17 protein-coding genes are annotated in these 18,232 nt (G+C 66.9%); 6 read left to right on the forward strand and 11 right to left on the reverse strand.

Going from position 1 to position 18,232, the window contains the following annotated elements:
- Positions 1–196: 196 nt before the first annotated feature.
- The gene (locus Q7V45_RS17110) at positions 197–580 is read left to right on the forward strand and encodes an HPF/RaiA family ribosome-associated protein (RefSeq protein ID WP_304854195.1); all 384 of its coding nucleotides are present in this window, start codon (positions 197–199) and stop codon (positions 578–580) included.
- On the opposite strand, the gene Q7V45_RS17115 is transcribed toward Q7V45_RS17110, so the two are convergent.
- Genes Q7V45_RS17115 through Q7V45_RS17130 form a run of 4 tightly spaced genes read right to left on the reverse strand, consistent with a single transcriptional unit; the run spans position 577 to position 3,687 of the window.
- Positions 577–1,185, reverse strand: a complete 609-nt coding sequence (locus Q7V45_RS17115; protein WP_304854197.1) for a DsbA family protein — start codon at positions 1,183–1,185, stop codon at positions 577–579. The two genes, Q7V45_RS17110 and Q7V45_RS17115, sit on opposite strands and share 4 nt — an antisense overlap.
- Complete coding sequence (locus Q7V45_RS17120; protein ID WP_304854199.1) at positions 1,182–1,715, reverse strand: hypothetical protein; 534 nt, start codon at positions 1,713–1,715, stop codon at positions 1,182–1,184. The genes Q7V45_RS17115 and Q7V45_RS17120 overlap by 4 nt, the downstream gene beginning before the upstream one ends.
- A complete protein-coding gene (locus tag Q7V45_RS17125) occupies positions 1,712–2,887 on the reverse strand; it encodes a M20 aminoacylase family protein (RefSeq protein ID WP_304854201.1) in 1,176 nt (391 codons plus the stop codon). The genes Q7V45_RS17120 and Q7V45_RS17125 overlap by 4 nt, the downstream gene beginning before the upstream one ends.
- A 5-nt stretch (positions 2,888–2,892) precedes the next feature.
- Positions 2,893–3,687: an alpha/beta fold hydrolase gene (locus Q7V45_RS17130; RefSeq protein ID WP_304854203.1), complete on the reverse strand. Its 795-nt coding sequence runs from the start codon at positions 3,685–3,687 to the stop codon at positions 2,893–2,895.
- 50 nt (positions 3,688–3,737) lie between these two features.
- Between Q7V45_RS17130 and Q7V45_RS17135 the strand changes: the two genes are divergently transcribed.
- Entirely contained in the window at positions 3,738–4,085 is a 348-nt protein-coding gene (locus tag Q7V45_RS17135; protein WP_304854205.1) for an MliC family protein, read from the forward strand.
- Between the two features lie 36 nt (positions 4,086–4,121).
- Here Q7V45_RS17135 and argC read toward each other — a convergent pair whose 3' ends face one another.
- The 4 genes from argC to Q7V45_RS17155 form a co-directional block, all read right to left on the reverse strand.
- On the reverse strand, positions 4,122–5,099 hold the full coding sequence (argC, locus tag Q7V45_RS17140; protein ID WP_304854206.1) for an N-acetyl-gamma-glutamyl-phosphate reductase: 978 nt from the start codon (positions 5,097–5,099) through the stop codon (positions 4,122–4,124).
- 384 nt (positions 5,100–5,483) lie between these two features.
- On the reverse strand, positions 5,484–6,491 hold the full coding sequence (cydB, locus tag Q7V45_RS17145) for a cytochrome d ubiquinol oxidase subunit II (RefSeq protein ID WP_304854351.1): 1,008 nt from the start codon (positions 6,489–6,491) through the stop codon (positions 5,484–5,486).
- On the reverse strand, positions 6,488–7,921 hold the full coding sequence (locus Q7V45_RS17150; RefSeq protein WP_304854207.1) for a cytochrome ubiquinol oxidase subunit I: 1,434 nt from the start codon (positions 7,919–7,921) through the stop codon (positions 6,488–6,490). Before Q7V45_RS17150 ends, cydB begins: the two co-directional genes overlap by 4 nt.
- 10 nt (positions 7,922–7,931) lie before the next feature.
- On the reverse strand, positions 7,932–9,305 hold the full coding sequence (locus Q7V45_RS17155) for a PLP-dependent aminotransferase family protein (RefSeq protein ID WP_304854209.1): 1,374 nt from the start codon (positions 9,303–9,305) through the stop codon (positions 7,932–7,934).
- Positions 9,306–9,379: 74 nt separating this feature from the next.
- On the opposite strand from Q7V45_RS17155, the gene Q7V45_RS17160 reads away from it, so the two are divergent.
- Entirely contained in the window at positions 9,380–9,766 is a 387-nt protein-coding gene (locus Q7V45_RS17160; protein WP_304854210.1) for a DUF983 domain-containing protein, read from the forward strand.
- On the opposite strand, the gene Q7V45_RS17165 is transcribed toward Q7V45_RS17160, so the two are convergent.
- Genes Q7V45_RS17165 through Q7V45_RS17175 form a run of 3 tightly spaced genes read right to left on the reverse strand, consistent with a single transcriptional unit; the run spans position 9,763 to position 13,000 of the window.
- On the reverse strand, positions 9,763–10,782 hold the full coding sequence (locus Q7V45_RS17165; protein ID WP_304854211.1) for an asparaginase: 1,020 nt from the start codon (positions 10,780–10,782) through the stop codon (positions 9,763–9,765). The two genes, Q7V45_RS17160 and Q7V45_RS17165, sit on opposite strands and share 4 nt — an antisense overlap.
- Complete coding sequence (locus Q7V45_RS17170) at positions 10,779–11,306, reverse strand: hypothetical protein (RefSeq protein WP_304854212.1); 528 nt, start codon at positions 11,304–11,306, stop codon at positions 10,779–10,781. The genes Q7V45_RS17165 and Q7V45_RS17170 overlap by 4 nt, the downstream gene beginning before the upstream one ends.
- Positions 11,303–13,000, reverse strand: coding sequence for a hydantoinase B/oxoprolinase family protein (locus tag Q7V45_RS17175; RefSeq protein WP_304854214.1), 1,698 nt, complete (start codon positions 12,998–13,000; stop codon positions 11,303–11,305). The genes Q7V45_RS17170 and Q7V45_RS17175 overlap by 4 nt, the downstream gene beginning before the upstream one ends.
- A 79-nt stretch (positions 13,001–13,079) precedes the next feature.
- On the opposite strand from Q7V45_RS17175, the gene Q7V45_RS17180 reads away from it, so the two are divergent.
- From Q7V45_RS17180 to Q7V45_RS17190, 3 genes are all read left to right on the forward strand, one after another.
- The gene (locus Q7V45_RS17180; RefSeq protein ID WP_304854215.1) at positions 13,080–15,416 is read left to right on the forward strand and encodes a xanthine dehydrogenase family protein molybdopterin-binding subunit; all 2,337 of its coding nucleotides are present in this window, start codon (positions 13,080–13,082) and stop codon (positions 15,414–15,416) included.
- 63 nt (positions 15,417–15,479) lie between these two features.
- A complete protein-coding gene (locus Q7V45_RS17185) occupies positions 15,480–16,733 on the forward strand; it encodes a hypothetical protein (protein ID WP_304854216.1) in 1,254 nt (417 codons plus the stop codon).
- A 70-nt stretch (positions 16,734–16,803) separates the two neighbouring features.
- Positions 16,804–18,213, forward strand: coding sequence for a bifunctional 3-(3-hydroxy-phenyl)propionate/3-hydroxycinnamic acid hydroxylase (locus tag Q7V45_RS17190; protein ID WP_304854217.1), 1,410 nt, complete (start codon positions 16,804–16,806; stop codon positions 18,211–18,213).
- Positions 18,214–18,232: the final 19 nt, after the last annotated feature.

The following is an 18,232-nucleotide window of genomic DNA, read 5'->3' on the forward strand; positions in this document are numbered from 1 at the left end:
GGAGCACCGCGCCATGAGCTTTCCCCGCCGCCCGGCCAGACCAAGCCTCGAATAATTTCCGCCGCGCCCCTGTGGTGCGCGACAGTGGAGCCCTATGTCATGGAATGAGGGCTGCCGGGACGCCCTCGATGGCAGCGCAACCCCTTCCGGACGTGTTACGTTTTCCTTGGGGGAGCGAACAGAAGCGGAGGCTCTAATGGAAACTGCATTGCGGATCAGCTACCAGGGCGGCACGCCCAGCGAAGCGCTGAACTCTCTGATCAACGACCATGTCGAGACGCTCGAGAAGCTGCATGGCCGGCTGACCTCCTGTCAGGTGATCGTGCAGGTTCCCGACCGCCATCACCGCACGAGCAACCTTTTCAGCGTCAACATCCACATTGCGCTGCCGGGCCACATCGACGTGAACATCGATCACATGTCGCACGACGATGAGCGGTTTGCCGATCCGACCTTCGCGGTGAACGATGCGTTCCGGCGCGCCAAGCGCCAGATCAAGGAACGGGCGCGCAAGCAGCGGGGCGAGGTGAAGAACCTGCACGAGCGCGTCGAACGCACGCTCGACCGCGCGGAAGGCTAGCGCCGGCGCGGCACGCTTTTTTCGTCAAGTCTTTCCCGCAGGAGAAAGACTCGATCGCCGCCCCAGAATATCTCGCCGTCGAGGACGAAGCTCGGCACGCCGAAAATGCCCGAGGCCTCGGCCTCGGCGCGGAGCGCGTCATGCCGGGCTCCCCCTTCGCCGTCGAGAAAGGCGGCGAAGCCAGGCGGCGCGCCAGTCTGTTCGAGCGCCGCACCGACGGCCTTGATATCTTCCGGATCGAGATCGCGCCGCCAGAAACGGTCGAAGGCGAGGTCGTTGTAGGCGCGGAACACGCCGTGCTCCTGCGCATACAGCATGCCGGCATTCATCGGCCGCGCATAATAGATCTTCTTCGGTCCCATCAGGGTCAGGCCCTGCTTGTTGGCAAAGCGACGGGCATCCATGTAGGAATATCGCACCCGGCGCCAGCGATGCGGACTGCGCTGCTCGACGGAGCCCTGGAACGAGGCGATGTCGAGCGTATAGGGCCGCCACTCGAGGTCGATCTCGTAGTCGGCCTCCAGTTCATAGGCCCACGCCTTCGCCACGAAGGCGTAGGGGCTGACATAGTCGCTCCAGAGGACGACCTTGGCGCGATCCGTCACGGTGCGCGCCTCTCATATCGCCACAGCCACCAGAAGGCGCCGCCGACCGCGACGACCATCAACGTGCCGACCATCAGGAGCATGGCCGAATCCTGGATCCACGCCACCGCGGGCACCGACAAAGCGAGGAACAGGCCGACCAGGCAGATGCGCCAGACCCGCGCATGGACGCCCGCGACAAAGGTGCCGAGCGCCAGCAGGATCAGGAGCGCGAGGCTCGTCGCATTGTCGTTCACCACGCCGCGCACCTCAGGCAGGAACATCAGCCACATCGCCGCCAGGAAGGCGAGCCAATGGAGCGCCTGCGTCACGATGAGTCTCAGGTGATCGGCCGTCTTGTCGACCTCCCGCCACCCCGACATGACGCAGGCCAGACCATAGATCGGCGCCAGCACCATCCAGTAGGCATAGGTCGTGGGACCGCGGAAGCCCGTCAGGATGACGCCGCCGACGGCCAGCGCCAGCATCACCACATAGGGCAGCTCCCGCACCAGCCAGTGGCGGCTGGCGCCGTCGCCGGCGGCGCTCAACGCGGATCCTTCGCCAGCCGCTTCTCGACCACGCGCGCCCACAGGGTCGAGCCCAGCGTGAGCGCCTCGTCGTTGAAGTCGTAGCTGGGATTGTGGACTTCGCAGCCGCCCTCGCCGCCGCCGTTGCCGATGTTGATGAAGGCGCCCGGGACCTGCTCGAGCATGTAGGAGAAGTCCTCGGAGGCCATCACGAACGGGCCTTCGCGGTTCATGTTTTCCGGGCCCACGATCTCGGCCGCCACGTCGGCGATGAACTTCACCGCGTCCTTGTCATTCACCAGCGGCGGGAAGGCGATGCGGACGTCGGCCTTGGCGCTGCCCCCCAGGGTCGCGGCGATGCCGCTGGAGATCGTCTCGATGCGCTCCTTGATCAGCGCCATCGTCTCCTTCCGGAAGGCGCGGATCGTGCCACGCAGCACTGCCTCCTGCGGGATCACGTTGTAGGCGTCGCCCGAGTGCATCTGCGTGACCGAGATCACCGCCGAATCGAGCGGCGCCACGTTGCGCGACACGACGCTCTGCAGCGCCGAGATGATCTGCGTCGCGATGATGACCGGATCGATGCCGGTTTCGGGCCGCGCGCCATGCGCTCCCTTGCCGGTGATGTGGATGTCGAACAGGCCGCCGCCCGCCATCTGCGGGCCCGAGCGGATGGCGAACTTGCCGACGTCGAGCTTCGGCCTGTTGTGCATGCCGAAGATGATCTCGCACGGGAATTTCTGGAACAGCCCGTCCTTGACCATCGCCTCGGCGCCGCCGCGGCCCTCCTCGGCCGGCTGGAAGATGAGGTGCACGGTACCGTCGAAGTTGCGCGTGGCCGCGAGGTACTTGGCGGCGCCCAGCAGCATCGCGGTGTGTCCGTCATGGCCGCAGGCGTGCATGCGGCCCTTGTGCTGGCTGCGATGGTCGAACGTGTTGAGTTCGTCCATGGGCAGTGCGTCCATGTCGGCGCGCAGGCCGATGGCACGCGGATTGTTGCCGACGCGGATGGTGCCGACGACGCCGGTCCTGCCGATGCCGGTCGTGACCTCGCAGCCCCACTCCTTCAGCTTCTGGGCCACGATGGTGCTGGTCCGCTCCTCCTCGAAGCCAAGCTCGGGGTGCGCATGGATATCGCGCCGGATGGCGGTCAGCTCGGCGGTGGCGGCGGCGATCAGCGGTTCGATTTTCATGGCGGTCAGGACTCCAGCAGGAAGGCGGTCATTACACGACGAAACTCCGCACCGTGCACGTTCGGATATGCATGGCCGCCGTCCGGCAGCACATAAGCGCGAGCACCCGGGATCAGGCGCACCAGCTCCTCGGTAAAATAGAGCGGCGTCACCGTATCGTCGCGGGCGCAGACGGCCAGGGTGCGCGCCGCCACCTTCTGCAGCTGCTCCCGCCGGTCGTGGGCCATGATGGCGGCGATGCGCGACAGGACGATCTCGGGAACGGGAATGGTCTCCAGCGCCTTCGCCTCGGCGACTACGAGGGCGGCATCGTGATCGCGCACCCAGGCGGGCGAGTTGAGCGCCAGCGCGCTCGACTTCAGGTACGCCGCCGGCCCCAGTTCGCGCAGCATCAGCGAGCGCACCTCGAACAGCCGGCGGAAGAAGGCGTCTGTCTTCGCCCAGGTGGCGCTCAGCACCAGCCGGTCGATCCGTCCGGGATGGTCGATCGCCAGGATCTGCCCCATCGCCCCGCCGGTCGAGTGACCGCACCAATGGACCTTGTCATATCCCAGCCCCTCGATGAGCTGCAGCGCATCGTCGGCCATCTGCTCTACGCTGTAGTCGATCCTCGACAGGCTGCTGCGCGCGGTGCCGCGATGATCGTGCACGACGACGGTGAAATACTTCGCCAGCTCGGACACGTTGTCGCCCCACCAGCGGCCATCGCCGCCGAGGCCAGCGACCAGAAACAGCGCAGGGCCGCTGCCCTGGATCTCGTAGTAGAGTTCGGCGCCGTCGCGCAGCTTGAACAGGGCCATTCCGTCTCCTTGGCGATTTGCTATGGTCCGCCCCGGGAGGAAAGCGCACCATGAAGCGTCTGTCGATTGTCGCGTTGGCCCTGTTGAGCGGATGCGGGCCTCAGGGACAAGCCGTCACGACCACGATCCCGCGACCGGCGCCCGAGGAGGCGACGCCGACCGGGATTGCCTATCTCTGCGACGGCAGCAAGGAAGTGTCTGTGGTGTACGCCAAGAACCGCGCCTCGGTGACGCTGGGCGACCGGACGTGGCGGCTCGAGTACCAAGGCAGCGCGCCGGGCTTCCGCTACGCCAGCACGACGACCGAATGGACGGGCCGCGACGATCTCGCCACGCTGCGCGAAACCGCTGGCAATCCACTCGCCTTCAACTGCCGGCCAATGCGCCGCACGACCTGAGTCGGCGGATTGCATGACTGCGGCGGCCAGCTTTCGTCATGGCCAGACAGGCATGCCGTCCAGCCCCGCGGTTTGCGGCAGGTCGCACATCAGGTTCGCATTCTGCACCGCCTGCCCGGCAGCGCCCTTGCCGAGATTGTCGACGACCCCCAACGCGATCACCAGATTGCGCTCCGGATCGGCTGCATAGCTGACGAAAGCGAGGTTCGAGCCGGTCGCCCACTTGGTCTGCGGCGGCGTGTCGGTCACGCGGATGAACGGTCGCCCGGCGTAGAAGCGCCGGGCCGCAGCCAGACACTGTTCCGTGGTGGCGCGGCCGCGGCAGTAGATGGTGGCAAGGACGCCGCGTGTCATCGGCACGAGGTGGGGCGTGAACACCAGCCCGGCGGCGCTGCCGCCGCTCAGCCGCTCGATAGTCTTCGCCGTCTCGGGCATGTGGGTGTGTTTGAGCAGGCCGTAGGGCACCAGATTCTCGTTGCTCTCGGCGTAGCCGAACCGGCTGTCGGCGCCACCCCGGCCGGCCCCGGAAATGCCGGTCTTGGCGTCGATCATGATGTTGCCGGGTTCGATCAGCCTGTCGGCGAGCAACGGCGCCAGCGCAGTAAGGGTCGCCGCGGGAAAGCAACCGGGATTGGCAACGCGGGTCTGGCCCACCAGCTCCGCCGGCCAGACATCGGCCAGGCCATACACCCATCCTTCGACGTAGCGGTGATCGCCGCCGATATCGACGATCTTCACGTCCTTCGGAACGCGCGCCAGCGCGTCCGCCGAGGCGCCCGTGGGCAGCGACGCGAACAGCACGTCGATCTTCGGCAGGGTCGCAAGATCCCACTTCTCGATCGTAAGCCCGGCCAACCTGGCCGGCACTCCGGGGAAGCGGTCCACCAGTCGGCTGCCGGCGCTGCCCTCGCCCGCGGCGTAGACCAGTTCGAAGAAGGGGTGGTTCGCGACCAGACGCAACGCCTCGCCGCCGCCAAAGCCGCTGATGCCAACAATACCGACGCGAATGTTCATGATCGTGTCCTTCTCGAGTTCAGGCAAAACAAAACCCCCGGAGCCGAGGGCTGCGGGGGTTCAGGAACGCGGGCCGGTCGCTTCCGGCGGGTGGGACCTCAAGGTGAGGAAGTCACCACGCGGACGGACGTGGACAGACGCGCAGCACAAAGAGCCGCCGCTTGGATGCAGGGGCGTCGGCGTCGGTCATGAAGGGTTTCGTTCCTGAGCATGTCATTCGACACTGTCGCCGCCTACAGTGAGCGTCAAGCGGAATGTCCGCCGAGCGGCTATTTCAGCCAGAGCTTGATGGCGTAGCCAACCAGCGCCGTGACGCCGACGCCGGCGGCCCACAGGCCGACGAACCATAGCCATTGGCGCGGGCCCGGCATCACCAATCGCCCATCAGTGATAGCCCTCATGGCCGGTCTTGCCGCGGAACACCCAGTAGGAATAGCCGGTGTAGGCGAGGATGATGGGGACCATCACCAGCACGCCCGGCAGCATGAACTTCAGGCTGTCGTCCGGCGCGGCGGCATCCCAGATCGAGACGGACGGCGGTACCACGAACGGATAGAGGCTGATGCCGAGGCCCGCGAGTCCAAGGCCGAACAGCGCGAGCGCCATAAGGAAGGGCGTGTAATGGTGCCCGCGGCGCAGGCTCCAGAACAGCACGAACGTGACGATCGCCACCAGCACCGGCACCTGGGCCGTGAACAGAACCTGCGGCCAGGCGAACCAGCGCAGCCAGTAGGCTTCCCGCAGGAAGGGCGTCGCGGCACTCACCGCCGCCATCGCCACGATCGTCGCGATGCCCAGCCGGAAGGCCAGGCGGTAGCAACGCTCCTGCAGCGAGCCCTCGCTCTTCATGACGAGCCAGGTCGAGCCCAGCAGCGCATAGCCGCAGACCAGGCTGACGCCCACCAGCAGGCTGAACGGCGTCAGCCAGTCGAACCAGCCGCCAGCATAGGTGCGGTTCTGGACAGCGATCCCCTGCAGCAGCGCGCCCAGGGTGATGCCCTGCGCCAGCGCCGCCACGATCGAGCCGCCCGTGAACGCCACGTCCCAGAGCGGGCGATGACGCGGGTCGCGCCAGCGGAACTCGAAGGCCACGCCGCGGAAGACCAGCGCCAGCAGCATGGCGATGATGGGCGCATAGAGCGCCGAGAGGATCATGCCATAGGCAAGCGGGAAGGCGGCCAACAGGCCGCCGCCGCCCATCACCAGCCACGTCTCGTTGCCGTCCCACACCGGTGCCACCGAGTTGATCGCGCTGTCGCGCTCGCGGCCGACCGGGAGGAACGGAAACAGGATGCCGACGCCGAGGTCGAACCCGTCCAAGACAACATAGGCCAGGATGGCGAAGGCGATGATGAAGGCGAAGAACATCGGAAGGTCGAACGGCATGATCAGGCCTCCTTGCCGGTCGCGAGCGACTCGGCCACCGCCGGGGCGGGCGTGATGCCCGCGGCCCGCACCGGCTGGTCGCGCCGCGGCCCCTCCTCGCCGCGATGCGGCGGGTGGGACATGAGCTTCAGGATGTAATAGGTGCCGGCGCCGAAGGCGAAGAAGTAGACGATCACGAACGCCAGCAGCGACGCCCCGACCGCCGGCGCGTCGAGCGCCGACGCCGAATCGACCGTTCGCAGCAGGCCATACACCGTATAGGGCTGGCGCCCGACCTCGGTCGTCACCCATCCCGCGATGACGGCGACGAATCCTGCCGGCCCCATCGCCAGCGCGAAGCGATGCAGCAGCGGCCAGTCGTAGAGGCGCCGGCGCACGCGCGCGAGCAGGCTGACCGCCGCCAGCAACAGCATCAACATGCCCATGCCGACCATGATCCGGAAAGCCCAGAACACGACCGGCACCGGCGGCCAGTCCTTGCGGTCGACCGTGTCGAGCCCCTTGAGCGGTGCGTCCCACGAATGCTTCAGGATCAGCGACGAGGCTTTCGGAATCTCGACGGCGAAGAGGTTCTTGCCCGTGGCCTCGTCGGGCCAACCGAACAGCACCAGCGGCGCACCGTCGGGATAGCTCTTGAAGTGGCCTTCCATGGCCATGACCTTGACGGGCTGATGTTCCAGCGTGTTCAGTCCATGCTGGTCGCCGGCGAAGATCTGCAGTGGTGCGACGACGGTGATCATGGCCATCGCCATCGAGAACATGACGCGCGCACCCTCGTTCGCGTTCTTTTCGGCAGGTATGGCGCGCAGCAGGTGCCACGCCCCGACCGCGCCGACGACCAGCGCCGTCGTCAGATAGGCGCCGAAGACCGTGTGCACGAGCCGATAGGGGAACGAGGGATTGAAGATGATCGCCCACCAGTCGGCCGGCACGAACTGGCCACCGGCGTTGATCGCGTAGCCGGCCGGCGTCTGCATCCAGCTGTTGGCCGACAGGATCCAGAAGGCCGAGAAGAAGGTGCCGACCGCAACGGCGAGCGTTGCCGCGAAATGCAGTCCCTTGCCCACGCGGTTCATGCCGAACAGCATGACGCCGAGGAAACCCGCCTCGAGGAAGAAGGCCGTCAGCACCTCGTAGGCCATCAGCGGGCCGATCACCGGCCCCGCCTTGTCGGAGAAGACCGACCAGTTGGTGCCGAACTGGTAGGACATCACGATGCCCGAGACGACGCCCATGCCGAAGGCGAGCGCGAAGATCTTCAGCCAGTACTTGAAGAGGTCGAGATAGACCTGTCTTCCGGTCCACAGCCACAGCCCTTCGAGCACGGCGAGGTAGCTCGCCAGGCCGATCGAGAAGGACGGGAAGATGAAGTGGAACGAGACGGTGAAGGCGAATTGCAGTCTCGCGAGGAAGATGGCGTCCAATCCCTCGAACATGACGTTCTCCCTAGACGATGCGCGACGCGTAAGCGGGCGACTTCAATGCGACGACCAGCACGTCCAGCGCCGCCACGAGGTCAGCGCGGCTGCGCGCCGCGCCCAGCGCGATTCGAATCGCGTGCTCCGGCTCGCCATCGACGCTGAAACTGTCGCTTGTAACCACGGCCAGCCCCTGTCGCTGAACGTGCGCCGCAAATTCCGCGCGGGTCCACGTGGCCGGCAGTCTCAGCCACACGTGAAGCCCCCTGGAGCTGGCGGCGTAGCTCTGGCCCGACAGCGCCTTGATCGTCAGAGCCTGTCTTGCCGCAGCCTCCGCGGCGACAGCCGACACGATGGCGTCGGCGCTGCCGTCGGTGAACCAGCGCGAGACCAGCGCAACCATCAGCGGCGCGGGCATCTGCGACACCGTGCGCAAGGCATTGGCAATCCCCGACGCGGCGGCACGATCTGGCGCCAGCACATGGGCGACGCGCAAACCGGGGGCCATACACTTCGACAGCGTCATCGCGAGATAGCTGCGCTCGGGGATGAGCGTCGAAATCGGCAGGGCCTTCGGCTCGAAACTTCCATAAGCGTCGTCCTCGATCAGCATCAGATCGTGACGACGAATGGCTGCCGCAAGCTCCCCGCGACGTTCTGGACCGATCGTCGTAGTCGTCGGATTGTGAATCGTCGGCAGAAGATAGACCGCCCTGGGTGCGTGCAGACGGCAGGCTTCCTCGAGCGCCTGCGGGACCATGCCCTCACTGTCAGAAGCCACGCCGACGAGACGCACGCCGAGCGATGCGGCGGCCGACCTGAAGCCCGGATAGGTGAGCCTGTCGGAGAGCACGACGTCGCCCGGCCGCGTCATCGCCAGAAGCAGCGCCACCAGCGCGCTCTGGGTGCCAGGAGAGATGACGAGCCGGTCCGCCTCGATCGTGGGAACACGACGCCGCAGCCACTCGGCCGCAATACCACGGTCGACCGCGCTGCCACCCGCCTGCTGGTAACTCAGGAGATCGGCGAAGCCATGTTCACGTTGCAGGGCCGCCAGCCCCCGCATGATGCGACCTTCGAGATCGGCCTCGATGGGCGACGGCGGCAGGTTCATCGACAGGTCGACGTCGATGCCGGCAGCGGTGCGGGCGGCCGGCCGGGTGCGGTTCTCCGCAACGAAAGTCCCCTGCCCCACCTTTGCATCGGTGAGGCCGCGGCGGCGCGCCTCGTTGTAGGCGCGCGTCACCGTCGTCAGGTCGACGTTCAATGTTCTGGCGAGGGCCCGATGGGTCGGCAGCCGCTGGCCGCGATGCAGGCGGCCGGAGGCGATATCGCGCTCAAGCGCGTCGACGATGCCCTCGTAGACCGGCCCGACAGTCTCGAGTGTAGGGCTCCAATCCATACAATATCTCTCCTTGTCCTTGAATGTATGGCTCCCCGTATGGATATACAAGCCGACAATCGATGGAGGACATGATGGCTGGGAAGGGTGGGCTTTATCTTTGGCGGGGCATACTCGGACGCTGCCCGGCCTGTGGCGAAGGCAAGCTGTTCCGTGCCTTCGTGAAGGTCGCCGATCAATGCCCGGCCTGCGGCGAGGACCTGCACCATCATCGCGCCGACGATTTCCCGGCCTATCTGACGATCTTCCTGGTCGGCCATCTGGTCGTGCCACTCGCGATGTATGTCGAGATCGCCTACCAGCCGTCCTACTGGTTCCACACCGCCGTGTGGACGCCGCTCGTAATCATCCTGTCGATCGGCCTGCTTCAGCCGATCAAGGGCATGATCGTCGCGTTGCAGTGGCACATGGGCATGCACGGCTTCGCCGCGGCGAAGCAGGCCCGCGCCGAATACTGTTAGCCAAAAGCCTCGAAGACGTCGGCAATCGCCGATCGATCGAGCCCGGCGCGCAGGCAGGTCTGGAGAAGTACGCGCGCCTTCAGCGGATTGAGGCGGCCCCCCCAGATGAGGCCGGCCTTGCGCAGGGCGATCTCGGAGCTGGGACCGCCATAGGTCTGACGCAGCAGCGGCCCGCCGCCGGCACGCGGCGACACGACGGTCGGAATGATCTCGGCCAGTTGTCCGACGAGCGAGGCGACCCGCTCGGGAACGTGACCGCCGCCCATCGCGCCGACGACGACGCCGCGATAGCCGAGCTGGTCGCGATGATCGACCATCGCCTCGAGGATGTAGCCCGGCTCGTCGAGTCCCAGCCAGAGCAGAGCCACCGGCTGCTCCCGCCCCTCCGACGCTCCGCCCAGCCGCTTTCGCGCGGCCTCGATCGGGCCTCGCACCGGCAGCGACAGCGGCACGACCCTGTCCTCGACCAGCGCCGCCAGCGGGCCGGTCTGCGGCGAGGCAAAAGCATTGAGCCGCGTCGGGTGGATCTTCAGCACGTCGGACGCCGCATAGATCTCGTCCAGCATCACGGCCACGACGCCCAGCGCCTTCGCCTGCGTCTTCACCCACGGATCGCAGGCGACGCGCACGGCGGCGAGCAGGTTGCCCGGACCGTCCGGCGAGGTGAGCGCGGGATTGCGCATCGCCGCCGTCACGATGACGGGAATGTCGCGCTCGACCATCAGGTCGAGCAGGAAGCACGTCTCCTCCAGCGTGTCGGTGCCCTGCGTCACCACCACGCCGTCGACGTCGAGGCTCATGATCCTGTTCGCGAGCGCATGCATCTGGTCGAAGGACAGCGAATGGCTGCCGACCCTCGACACCGTTTCGGCGCGAATGTCGGCGAGCCCGGCCAGCAGTGGCACCGCAGCGACAAGATCGTCGGCGCCCAGCCCCATCTGCATCGCGCCCGACGCATCCGGTGCCGTCGCGATGGTGCCGCCGAGGGCCAGGATCTGGATACGCGGAAGGGTCATGACAGGAGCCTCAGGGAACGGAAGAAGCGCTCGGCCTCCGGGGCGCGCATCGCATCGGCCGGCGCGAGATAGCCCAGCGAGACGTATTGGCGGCCCTTCAGCACGACGAGCTGCCGAAGCGCATTGCCACCCGCCAGTGGTCCGGTCGATTCGACGGCCGACGCGCCCTGCACCGTCTTCCAGTCGACGCTGGTCCATTTTCCACCGGCGAGGCGCTGCGCGCGATCGTCGAGCGCGGACTGAAGGTTGAGCTTCGGCTGCCGCACGTCGACATCGGCGGGAAAGAGTGCGCTCTGCGCCACGAACGAGAGGCGGCGATACTCGAGACTGTAGGAGTGATAGACGAAGGGCGTGCCGCCGGCCGACACCGTATCGAGTACCTTGTAGACCGGCGCGCCCGGCATCTCGACGAAGAACGACTTGTCGGCGCCTTCGACCGGAAACCAGGAAGCCGATTGCGCCGCGGCATCGGCCGCGAGCAGAACCACCGGCAGGGCGAGGAACGAGCGTCGAGAGGCGCTCATTCGGCAGCCTGCGCCGGGCCGAATTTCTCGCGCGCTTCCGCCGCGCTGTAGTAGCCGCGCGCCACGTCTCGGGCGACCGCCTCGGCGCTACGCTTCGCCGGATCGCCGAAGCCGCCACCGCCCGGCGTCGAGACCCGCACCACGTCGCCGACGCCGATCTCGATGTCCTGATCCTTGGAAATATGCGGCGGGTGATAGGCCTTGCCGCCCTGATCGACCTGCACCGTATTGGTGCCGCCGGCGCTGCCGCCCAGCGCGCCCTGCGGACCGGTGCGGCCATGATCCATCACCATCGAGACGCGCGCCTCGCCGCGCCGCAGCTTGATGGCGTAGTTGATGCCGAAGCCGCCGCGGAACTCGCCGGCGCCGCCGGAGCCTTCGCGCAGGGAAAACTCCTCGAACAGCACGGGGTAGAACTGCTCCAGCACCTCGACCGGCGGCATCTTGGAAATGCCAATGGTCGAGCAGCCGTTGCTCAAGCCATCGCCGCCCTGGAAGCCGCCGTAACCGCCGCCGGTAAACAGATACATGATGTAGTTGCGCTTGCGCTCCGGATCGTAGCCGCCGATGCCGAGATTGCCGGAGGTTCCGGCGGGCGCGGCGAACAGCAGGTCGGGAATGGCCTTGGTGAGCGCCGCGAACACCGCCTCGGCGATGCGCTGGCTCACCTCGGCCGCACAGCCCGATACCGGCCGCGGATACTTCGCATACAGGAAGGTCCCCTCGGGCTCGACGATGCGCAGCGGCTCGAAGGTGCCGGCATTGATCGGCACGTCGGGAAAGATGTGCTTCACCGCGAGATAGATGGCCGACTTCGTCGTGGCGATCACGCTGTTCATCGGACCGCGACAGGGCGGGCTCGATCCGGTCATGTCGAAGGTGAGCTCGTCGCCCTTCTTCGTGATCTTTATCCTGATCGTGAGCGGCTCGTCCACGACGCCATCGCTGTCGACCTGCGAGGTGCCTTCGTACACGCCGTCGGGAATGTCGGCGATCTTGGCGCGCATCTGCCGTTCGGCGCGGTGGCGCATCTCCGCGATCGCGGATCGCACCACGTCGGCGCCGTAGCGATCGATCAGGTCGGTGAGCCGCACCTCGCCGGTGGTGAGCGCGGCCGCCTGCGCCTTGATGTCACCGATGCGCTGGTCGGCGATGCGGATGTTGGACATGATGATGGACAGGATCTCCTGGTCCATCTCGCCCTTCTTGAAGAATTTCACGGGTGGCAGGCGCAAGCCCTCCTGCTCGACCTCCGTCGCGCTGGCGGAGAAACCGCCCGGCACCATCCCGCCGACATCCGGCCAGTGCCCGGTATTGGCCAGCCAGGCGAACAGCTCGCCCTTGTAGAAGAACGGCTTGACGAAGCGCACGTCCATCAGATGCGTGCCGCCGAGATAAGGATCGTTGACGATGAACACGTCGCCCGGATCGACCCTGCCGGCATAGTGCGTCTTGACCCTCTCGATCACCGCGCGGGTGGAAAATTGCATGGTGCCGACGAAGACCGGCAGGCCGAGTTCGCCCTGGGCGATCAGCGAGCCGTCGACGGTGTCGTAGATGCCGTCGGAGCGGTCCATGCCTTCGGAGATCACCGGCGAGAAGGCGGCGCGCACGAAGGCCAGGTCCATCTCGTTGCAGACCTGGACCAGGCCGTTCTGGATGACTGTCAATGTGACGGGATCGAGGTTCGACATGTCCGAATCACTAGCACAGCCCATGCCTCACTGCGCTATGATGCCGTTCAAATCCCCCACTTTTGGAAGCAGAATTCCCATGAACGCGCCCCTTGATGCGGACAATCTCGATTTGATGAAATTTGGCGTCGGCCAGCCGGTACCGCGCCAGGAAGACCCGACCCTGCTGCAGGGCCAGGGCCGCTACACCGACGACATCAACCTCCCGGGCCAGGCCTATGCGGTGATGGTACGCAGCCAGGTGGCGCACGGGCTGCTCAAGGGCATCGACGCCGAGGAGGCGCGCGGCATGCCGGGCGTGCTCGGCATCTGGACCGGCGCGGACCTCAACGCTGCGGGCTACGGCGCGCTGAAGACGGTGATGATGGTGCCCAATCGCGACGGCTCGCAGATGAAGACGCCGACGCGCTATTCGCTCGCCACCGACAAGGTGCGCTTCGTCGGCGATCCGGTGGCCTTCGTCGTCGCCGAGACCCAGGCGCAGGCACGCGATGCGGCCGAGGCGGTCGTGCTCGACATAGAAGCTCTGCCCGCCGTGACCGAGGCGCGCGCCGCCGCTCAGCCCGGCGCGCCGACCGTGTTCGACGACGTCCCGGACAATGTCTGCGCCGACTTCCAGTTCGGCGACAATGCGAAAGTCGCCGAGGCGTTCGCCAGAGCCGCACACGTGACCAAACTGCATCTCGTCAGCAACCGCATCGTCGTCTGCGCCATGGAGCCGCGCACGGCGATCGGCCACTACGACAAGGAGACGGATCGCTCGACGCTCCATGCCGGCTGCCAGGGGGTGTTCGGCCTCAAGAACCAGATGGCCGCCCTGCTCGGCATCAAGCCCGCGCAGATGCGCGTCGTCACCGGCAATGTCGGCGGCTCGTTCGGCATGAAGGGCTCGCCCTATCCGGAATATGCCGGCCTCTTCCATGCCTCGAAGATCCTCGGCCGTCCGGTGAAGTGGACCGACGACCGCTCCGGCAGCTTCCTCAGCGACCAGCATGGGCGCGACCACGATTTCGACGCCGAGCTGGCCCTCGACAAGGACGGCACCTTCCTCGCCGTGCGCCTCAAGGGCTACGCGAACCTCGGCGCCTATCTCTCGAACGTCGGCGCGGCCATGGGCGCGCTGGGCGTCTCGCGCAATCTGGCCGCGGTCTACCGCACGCCGTTGATCGAGGTGCAGACCAAGGTGGCCTTCACCCACACCTCGCCGATCGGCGCCTATCGCGGCGCCGGCCGGCCCGAGGCCAACTATTTCATGGAACGGCTGATCACCACCGCCGCCCGCGAGATGGGCCTCGACCAGATGGAGATGCGCCGGCGCAACCACATCAAACCCGAGGAAATGCCTTACAAGACCGCGTCGGGCACGACCTATGACAGCGGCGAGTTCACCGTGCTGCTCGACAAGGCGCTGGAGCTGGCCGACGTGGCGGGCTTCGAGGCGCGCAAGGCGGAGAGCGCCAAGCGCGGCAAGCTGCGCGGCCTCGGCATCGGCGACTATCTCGAAGTGACGGCGCCGCCCACGAACGAGATGGGCGGGCTGCGCTTCGAGGAGAATGGCGACGTCACGATCATCACCGGCACGCTGGACTACGGCCAGGGCCACTGGTCGGCCTTCGCCCAGGTCCTGACGACCAAGCTCGGCATCCCGTTCCATCGCATCAAGCTCAAGCAGGGCGACAGCGACCTGCTGATCGCCGGCGGCGGCACCGGCGGCTCCAAGTCGATCATGGCCTCGGGTGCGGCCATCATGGAAGCGTCGGACAAGGTGATCGAAAAGGGCAAGGAGATCGCGGGAGTCGCGCTCGAAGCCTCAGCCGCCGACATCGAGTTCAAGCTCGGCCGCTTCGAGATCGTCGGCACCGACCGCGGCATCGGCATCCTGGAGCTTGCGAGCAAGCTGCGCAGCGGCATGAAGCTGCCGGAGGGTGTGCCCACCACGCTCGACGTCAGCCATGTCCACGAGGCGGCGCCGTCGGCCTATCCCAACGGCACCCATGTGGCCGAGGTCGAGATTGATCCCGACACCGGCCATGTCGAGGTCGTGAAGTACACGATGGTGGGCGACTTCGGCACGGTCATCAATCCGCTGCTGGTCGAGGGCCAGAGCCATGGCGGCGTGGTGCAGGGCATCAGCCAGGCGATCTTCGAGCATGTCGTCTACAGCGAGGAAGGCCAGCCGCTGACCGGCAGTTTCACCGACTATGCGATCCCGCGGGCAGGCGATGCCCCGTCCTTCACGATCGACTACCACTCGGTGCCGGCCAAGACGAACGTGCTGGGCGCCAAGGGCTGCGGCGAGGCCGGCTGCGCGGGCTCCCTGCCCTCGGTGATGAACGCCATCTCCGACGCGCTGGGCGGCAAGCACATCAACATGCCGGCGACGCCCGAGCGCGTGTGGGCGGCGCTCAACGGCTGAGCGGCGCCAGCGATGAGTGCGTCCCGTTGGAGAGACGCCGCTGATCGGCTATGAGCAGGCTCGATGAAGCACAAGCGTCTCTGGTTCTCGGGCATCTTCGTGGCCCTGCTCGTGGCGGTCACGGTGGCCGGGCTCGAACTGCTCAGCTCCCTCGTCGTGCCGCCCTGGCCGTCGCGGGAACTGCGGCCGATCGAGGTTTCAAACGCGTCGGTCGCGAGCACGCTGACCGGCACGCAGCCGGTTCCGACCTACAACAGCTGGGGCATGCGCGACCGCGAGCATTCGCTGCAGAAGCCGGCCGGGACCTTCCGAACCGTCCTGGTCGGCGACAGTTTCCTCGAAGGCGCGTTCGTCGAAGAATCGGTCGGCATGAAGCTCGAGGAGCTGTGGCGGTCGGAAGGCCACCGCGACTGGGAGGTGACCACGCTGGGCATCTCCGCGACGGGTCCCCCTCAATATTACTACCGCATCCGCAACATCGCCTTGTCGCTGCAGCCCGATGCGCTCGTCCTCATGTTCTTCTCGGGCAACGATTTCGTGTCCGATGCGCTCTCGCCGTGGCGCATTCCGCCGCCCATTGCCGAGCGGCCTCAGCCTTCGTGGCTGGGTGCGGTGGCACCCCGTCTGACCTGGCTGCTGGTGAACCGTCTGGGCCTCTCGGAGTTCGGGCGCGGCAACAAGGCTCCGCCGGCCGAGGCGCAGAAGATCATCACGCTGCCGCGTGCCGACCGCCTCGACGCCATGGTCCGGCTGGTCAAGACCTACTACTATCCCGACAAGGACGAGAAGGTCATTCGCGAGATCCTCTCGCGCGGCGGCGACACGTTCTGGGACCGGCTCGAACCGCGCGACCGCGACGAGGAATACATCCAAGCCTGGTGGCTCGCCAGCATGGTCGACTGGGAGACCGCCACCTGGACGATCCCCCTGACTCCGGCGGAACTCGAACAGTCGGTGGACAGAAAGGCGATCGCAGCAACCATGACCTGGCTGCTGGGCGCCCGCGACCTGGCGCGCGAACGCGGCATCGAGTTCGCGGTCGCCCTGGCCCCGGTGGGCATCGTCGATCCCAGCTATGCCGAGTTCTGGGCGCCGTGGCCGAAGTACATGAGCTATCCGAAACAGCGGGCGCTGATGCACCGCATCCTGCGCAAGGAGCTCGAAGCGCAGGGTATCAAGGTCGTCGACCTCGAGGATGATTTCAAAGGCGTGCCGAACACCTACCGGGTGTCCGACGGTCACTGGACCGAGCTCGGCACCGAGATCGCCGCCAAGCGCCTTGCGACGGCGCTCGGGAAGATGCGGGAGGCTCGCTAAAGCCTCCCGCCAAAAGCAGAACGAGGCCCTATACCTCGACAGGCTGAAGTCGCTGCGCTACCCCGGCGCGGTGACTTCCGCGATATCTCCCGACGTCGCCATCCTGGGTTACGGCCCGGTTGGCGCGCTGCTGGCAAACCTGCTGGGCCAGGCTGGGCTGTCTGTCGCCGTGCACGAGCGCGGCACGGTGATCTATCCGCTGCCGCGCGCGGTGCATTTCGACGGCGAGGTGATGCGGATCTTCCAGTCGGTCAGGCTGGCGGAGAAGATCGCCGCGATGGCGCGGCCCTCGTCGAAGGGCATGCATTTCGTCAACGCCGACGGCCAAACCTTGATGGTTCGGCGCGGCATCGACGGGCCTGGGCCGCACGGCTGGGCCGGCAACTGGTATTTTCACCAACCGGAGCTCGAAGAAATCCTGCGCGTCGGCGTCGCGCGCTTCCCGAACGTGACGGTCCATCTCGGTCGCGAGATCGCCGACGTGGGCGAACTCGACGCCCGCTACATCGTCGGATGCGACGGCGCGCGCTCGCTGGTGCGCCGCGCGATCGGAAGCCGGCAGGACGACCTCGGCCTGCACCAGCCATGGCTGGTGGTCGACCTGCTGTGCAATCCCGACTCGCCGCGGGTGAAGGCCCTGCCCGACCATACCGTCCAGCTCTGTGATCCGGCGCGGCCGATGACGGTGGTGCATGTCGGCGGCGCGCGGCACCGCTGGGAGATCATGCTGATGCCGGGCGACGATCCGGAGCGGCTGGCCGACCCGGACATATTCTGGCCGATGATGGCGCGCTGGGTCGGGCCCGACGACGCGCGGATCGAGCGCGCCGCCGTCTACACCTTCCATTCGGTCGTGCAGGAAGGCTGGCGCCGGGGAAAGCTGCTGCTGGCGGGGGATTCCTGTCACCAGACGCCGCCCTTCCTCGGCCAGGGCATGTGCGCGGGGATGCGCGACGCCGGCAACCTTGCCTGGAAGCTCGCCGCCGTGCTGCGCGAGGGCGCGCCCGAGTCGCTGCTCGACACCTACGAGAGCGAGCGCCTGCCGCATGTCCGCGCCTTCATCGAGCTCGCGGTGAAGCTCGGCGCCGTGCTGCAGGAGACCGATCCCGCCGCCGCCGCGGCGCGTGACGCGCGCTTCGCTGCCGGTGCCCAGATGTTCGACTTCCCGCAGCCGCAACTCGGGCCGGGCTGCCGCACCGACGCGCCGCCACCTGTCGGCACGATCTTCCCGCAGCCGCGTCTCGCCGACGGACGGCTGATGGACGAGGTCATCGGCCAGCGCTTCGCAATCGCGGGCGACGCCGAGATGCTCGCGGGTCTTGAAACCTCAGCCGCGCTGCTGCCGGGCGTTGCAGCCGACTGGCTGGCGCGTCACGGTTCACGCGCCGCGATTCTGCGCCCGGATCGCTACGTCTTCGCTCTCGCAGATAACCGGGCGGATCTGGAGACCCGCCTTCGATCCGCCATGAATTGGAAATGAATGCGGGAGGCTCGCTGGA

This window comes from Reyranella sp. (assembly GCF_030651995.1).
Classification (GTDB): domain Bacteria; phylum Pseudomonadota; class Alphaproteobacteria; order Reyranellales; family Reyranellaceae; genus Reyranella.

Bases quoted from the DNA above. Each gene is read 5' to 3' on its own strand.
- Q7V45_RS17110 (WP_304854195.1), top strand. From the start codon at position 197: ATGGAAACTGCATTGCGGATCAGCTACCAGGGCGGCACGCCCAGCGAA.
- Q7V45_RS17125 (WP_304854201.1), bottom strand. From the start codon at position 2,887: ATGAAAATCGAACCGCTGATCGCCGCCGCCACCGCCGAGCTGACCGCC.
- Q7V45_RS17130 (WP_304854203.1), bottom strand. From the start codon at position 3,687: ATGGCCCTGTTCAAGCTGCGCGACGGCGCCGAACTCTACTACGAGATC.
- Q7V45_RS17135 (WP_304854205.1), top strand. From the start codon at position 3,738: ATGAAGCGTCTGTCGATTGTCGCGTTGGCCCTGTTGAGCGGATGCGGG.
- argC (WP_304854206.1), bottom strand. From the start codon at position 5,099: ATGAACATTCGCGTCGGTATTGTTGGCATCAGCGGCTTTGGCGGCGGC.
- Q7V45_RS17150 (WP_304854207.1), bottom strand. From the start codon at position 7,921: ATGTTCGAGGGATTGGACGCCATCTTCCTCGCGAGACTGCAATTCGCC.
- Q7V45_RS17155 (WP_304854209.1), bottom strand. From the start codon at position 9,305: ATGGATTGGAGCCCTACACTCGAGACTGTCGGGCCGGTCTACGAGGGC.
- Q7V45_RS17160 (WP_304854210.1), top strand. From the start codon at position 9,380: ATGGCTGGGAAGGGTGGGCTTTATCTTTGGCGGGGCATACTCGGACGC.
- Q7V45_RS17165 (WP_304854211.1), bottom strand. From the start codon at position 10,782: ATGACCCTTCCGCGTATCCAGATCCTGGCCCTCGGCGGCACCATCGCG.
- Q7V45_RS17170 (WP_304854212.1), bottom strand. From the start codon at position 11,306: ATGAGCGCCTCTCGACGCTCGTTCCTCGCCCTGCCGGTGGTTCTGCTC.
- Q7V45_RS17175 (WP_304854214.1), bottom strand. From the start codon at position 13,000: ATGTCGAACCTCGATCCCGTCACATTGACAGTCATCCAGAACGGCCTG.
- Q7V45_RS17180 (WP_304854215.1), top strand. From the start codon at position 13,080: ATGAACGCGCCCCTTGATGCGGACAATCTCGATTTGATGAAATTTGGC.
- Q7V45_RS17185 (WP_304854216.1), top strand. From the start codon at position 15,480: ATGAAGCACAAGCGTCTCTGGTTCTCGGGCATCTTCGTGGCCCTGCTC.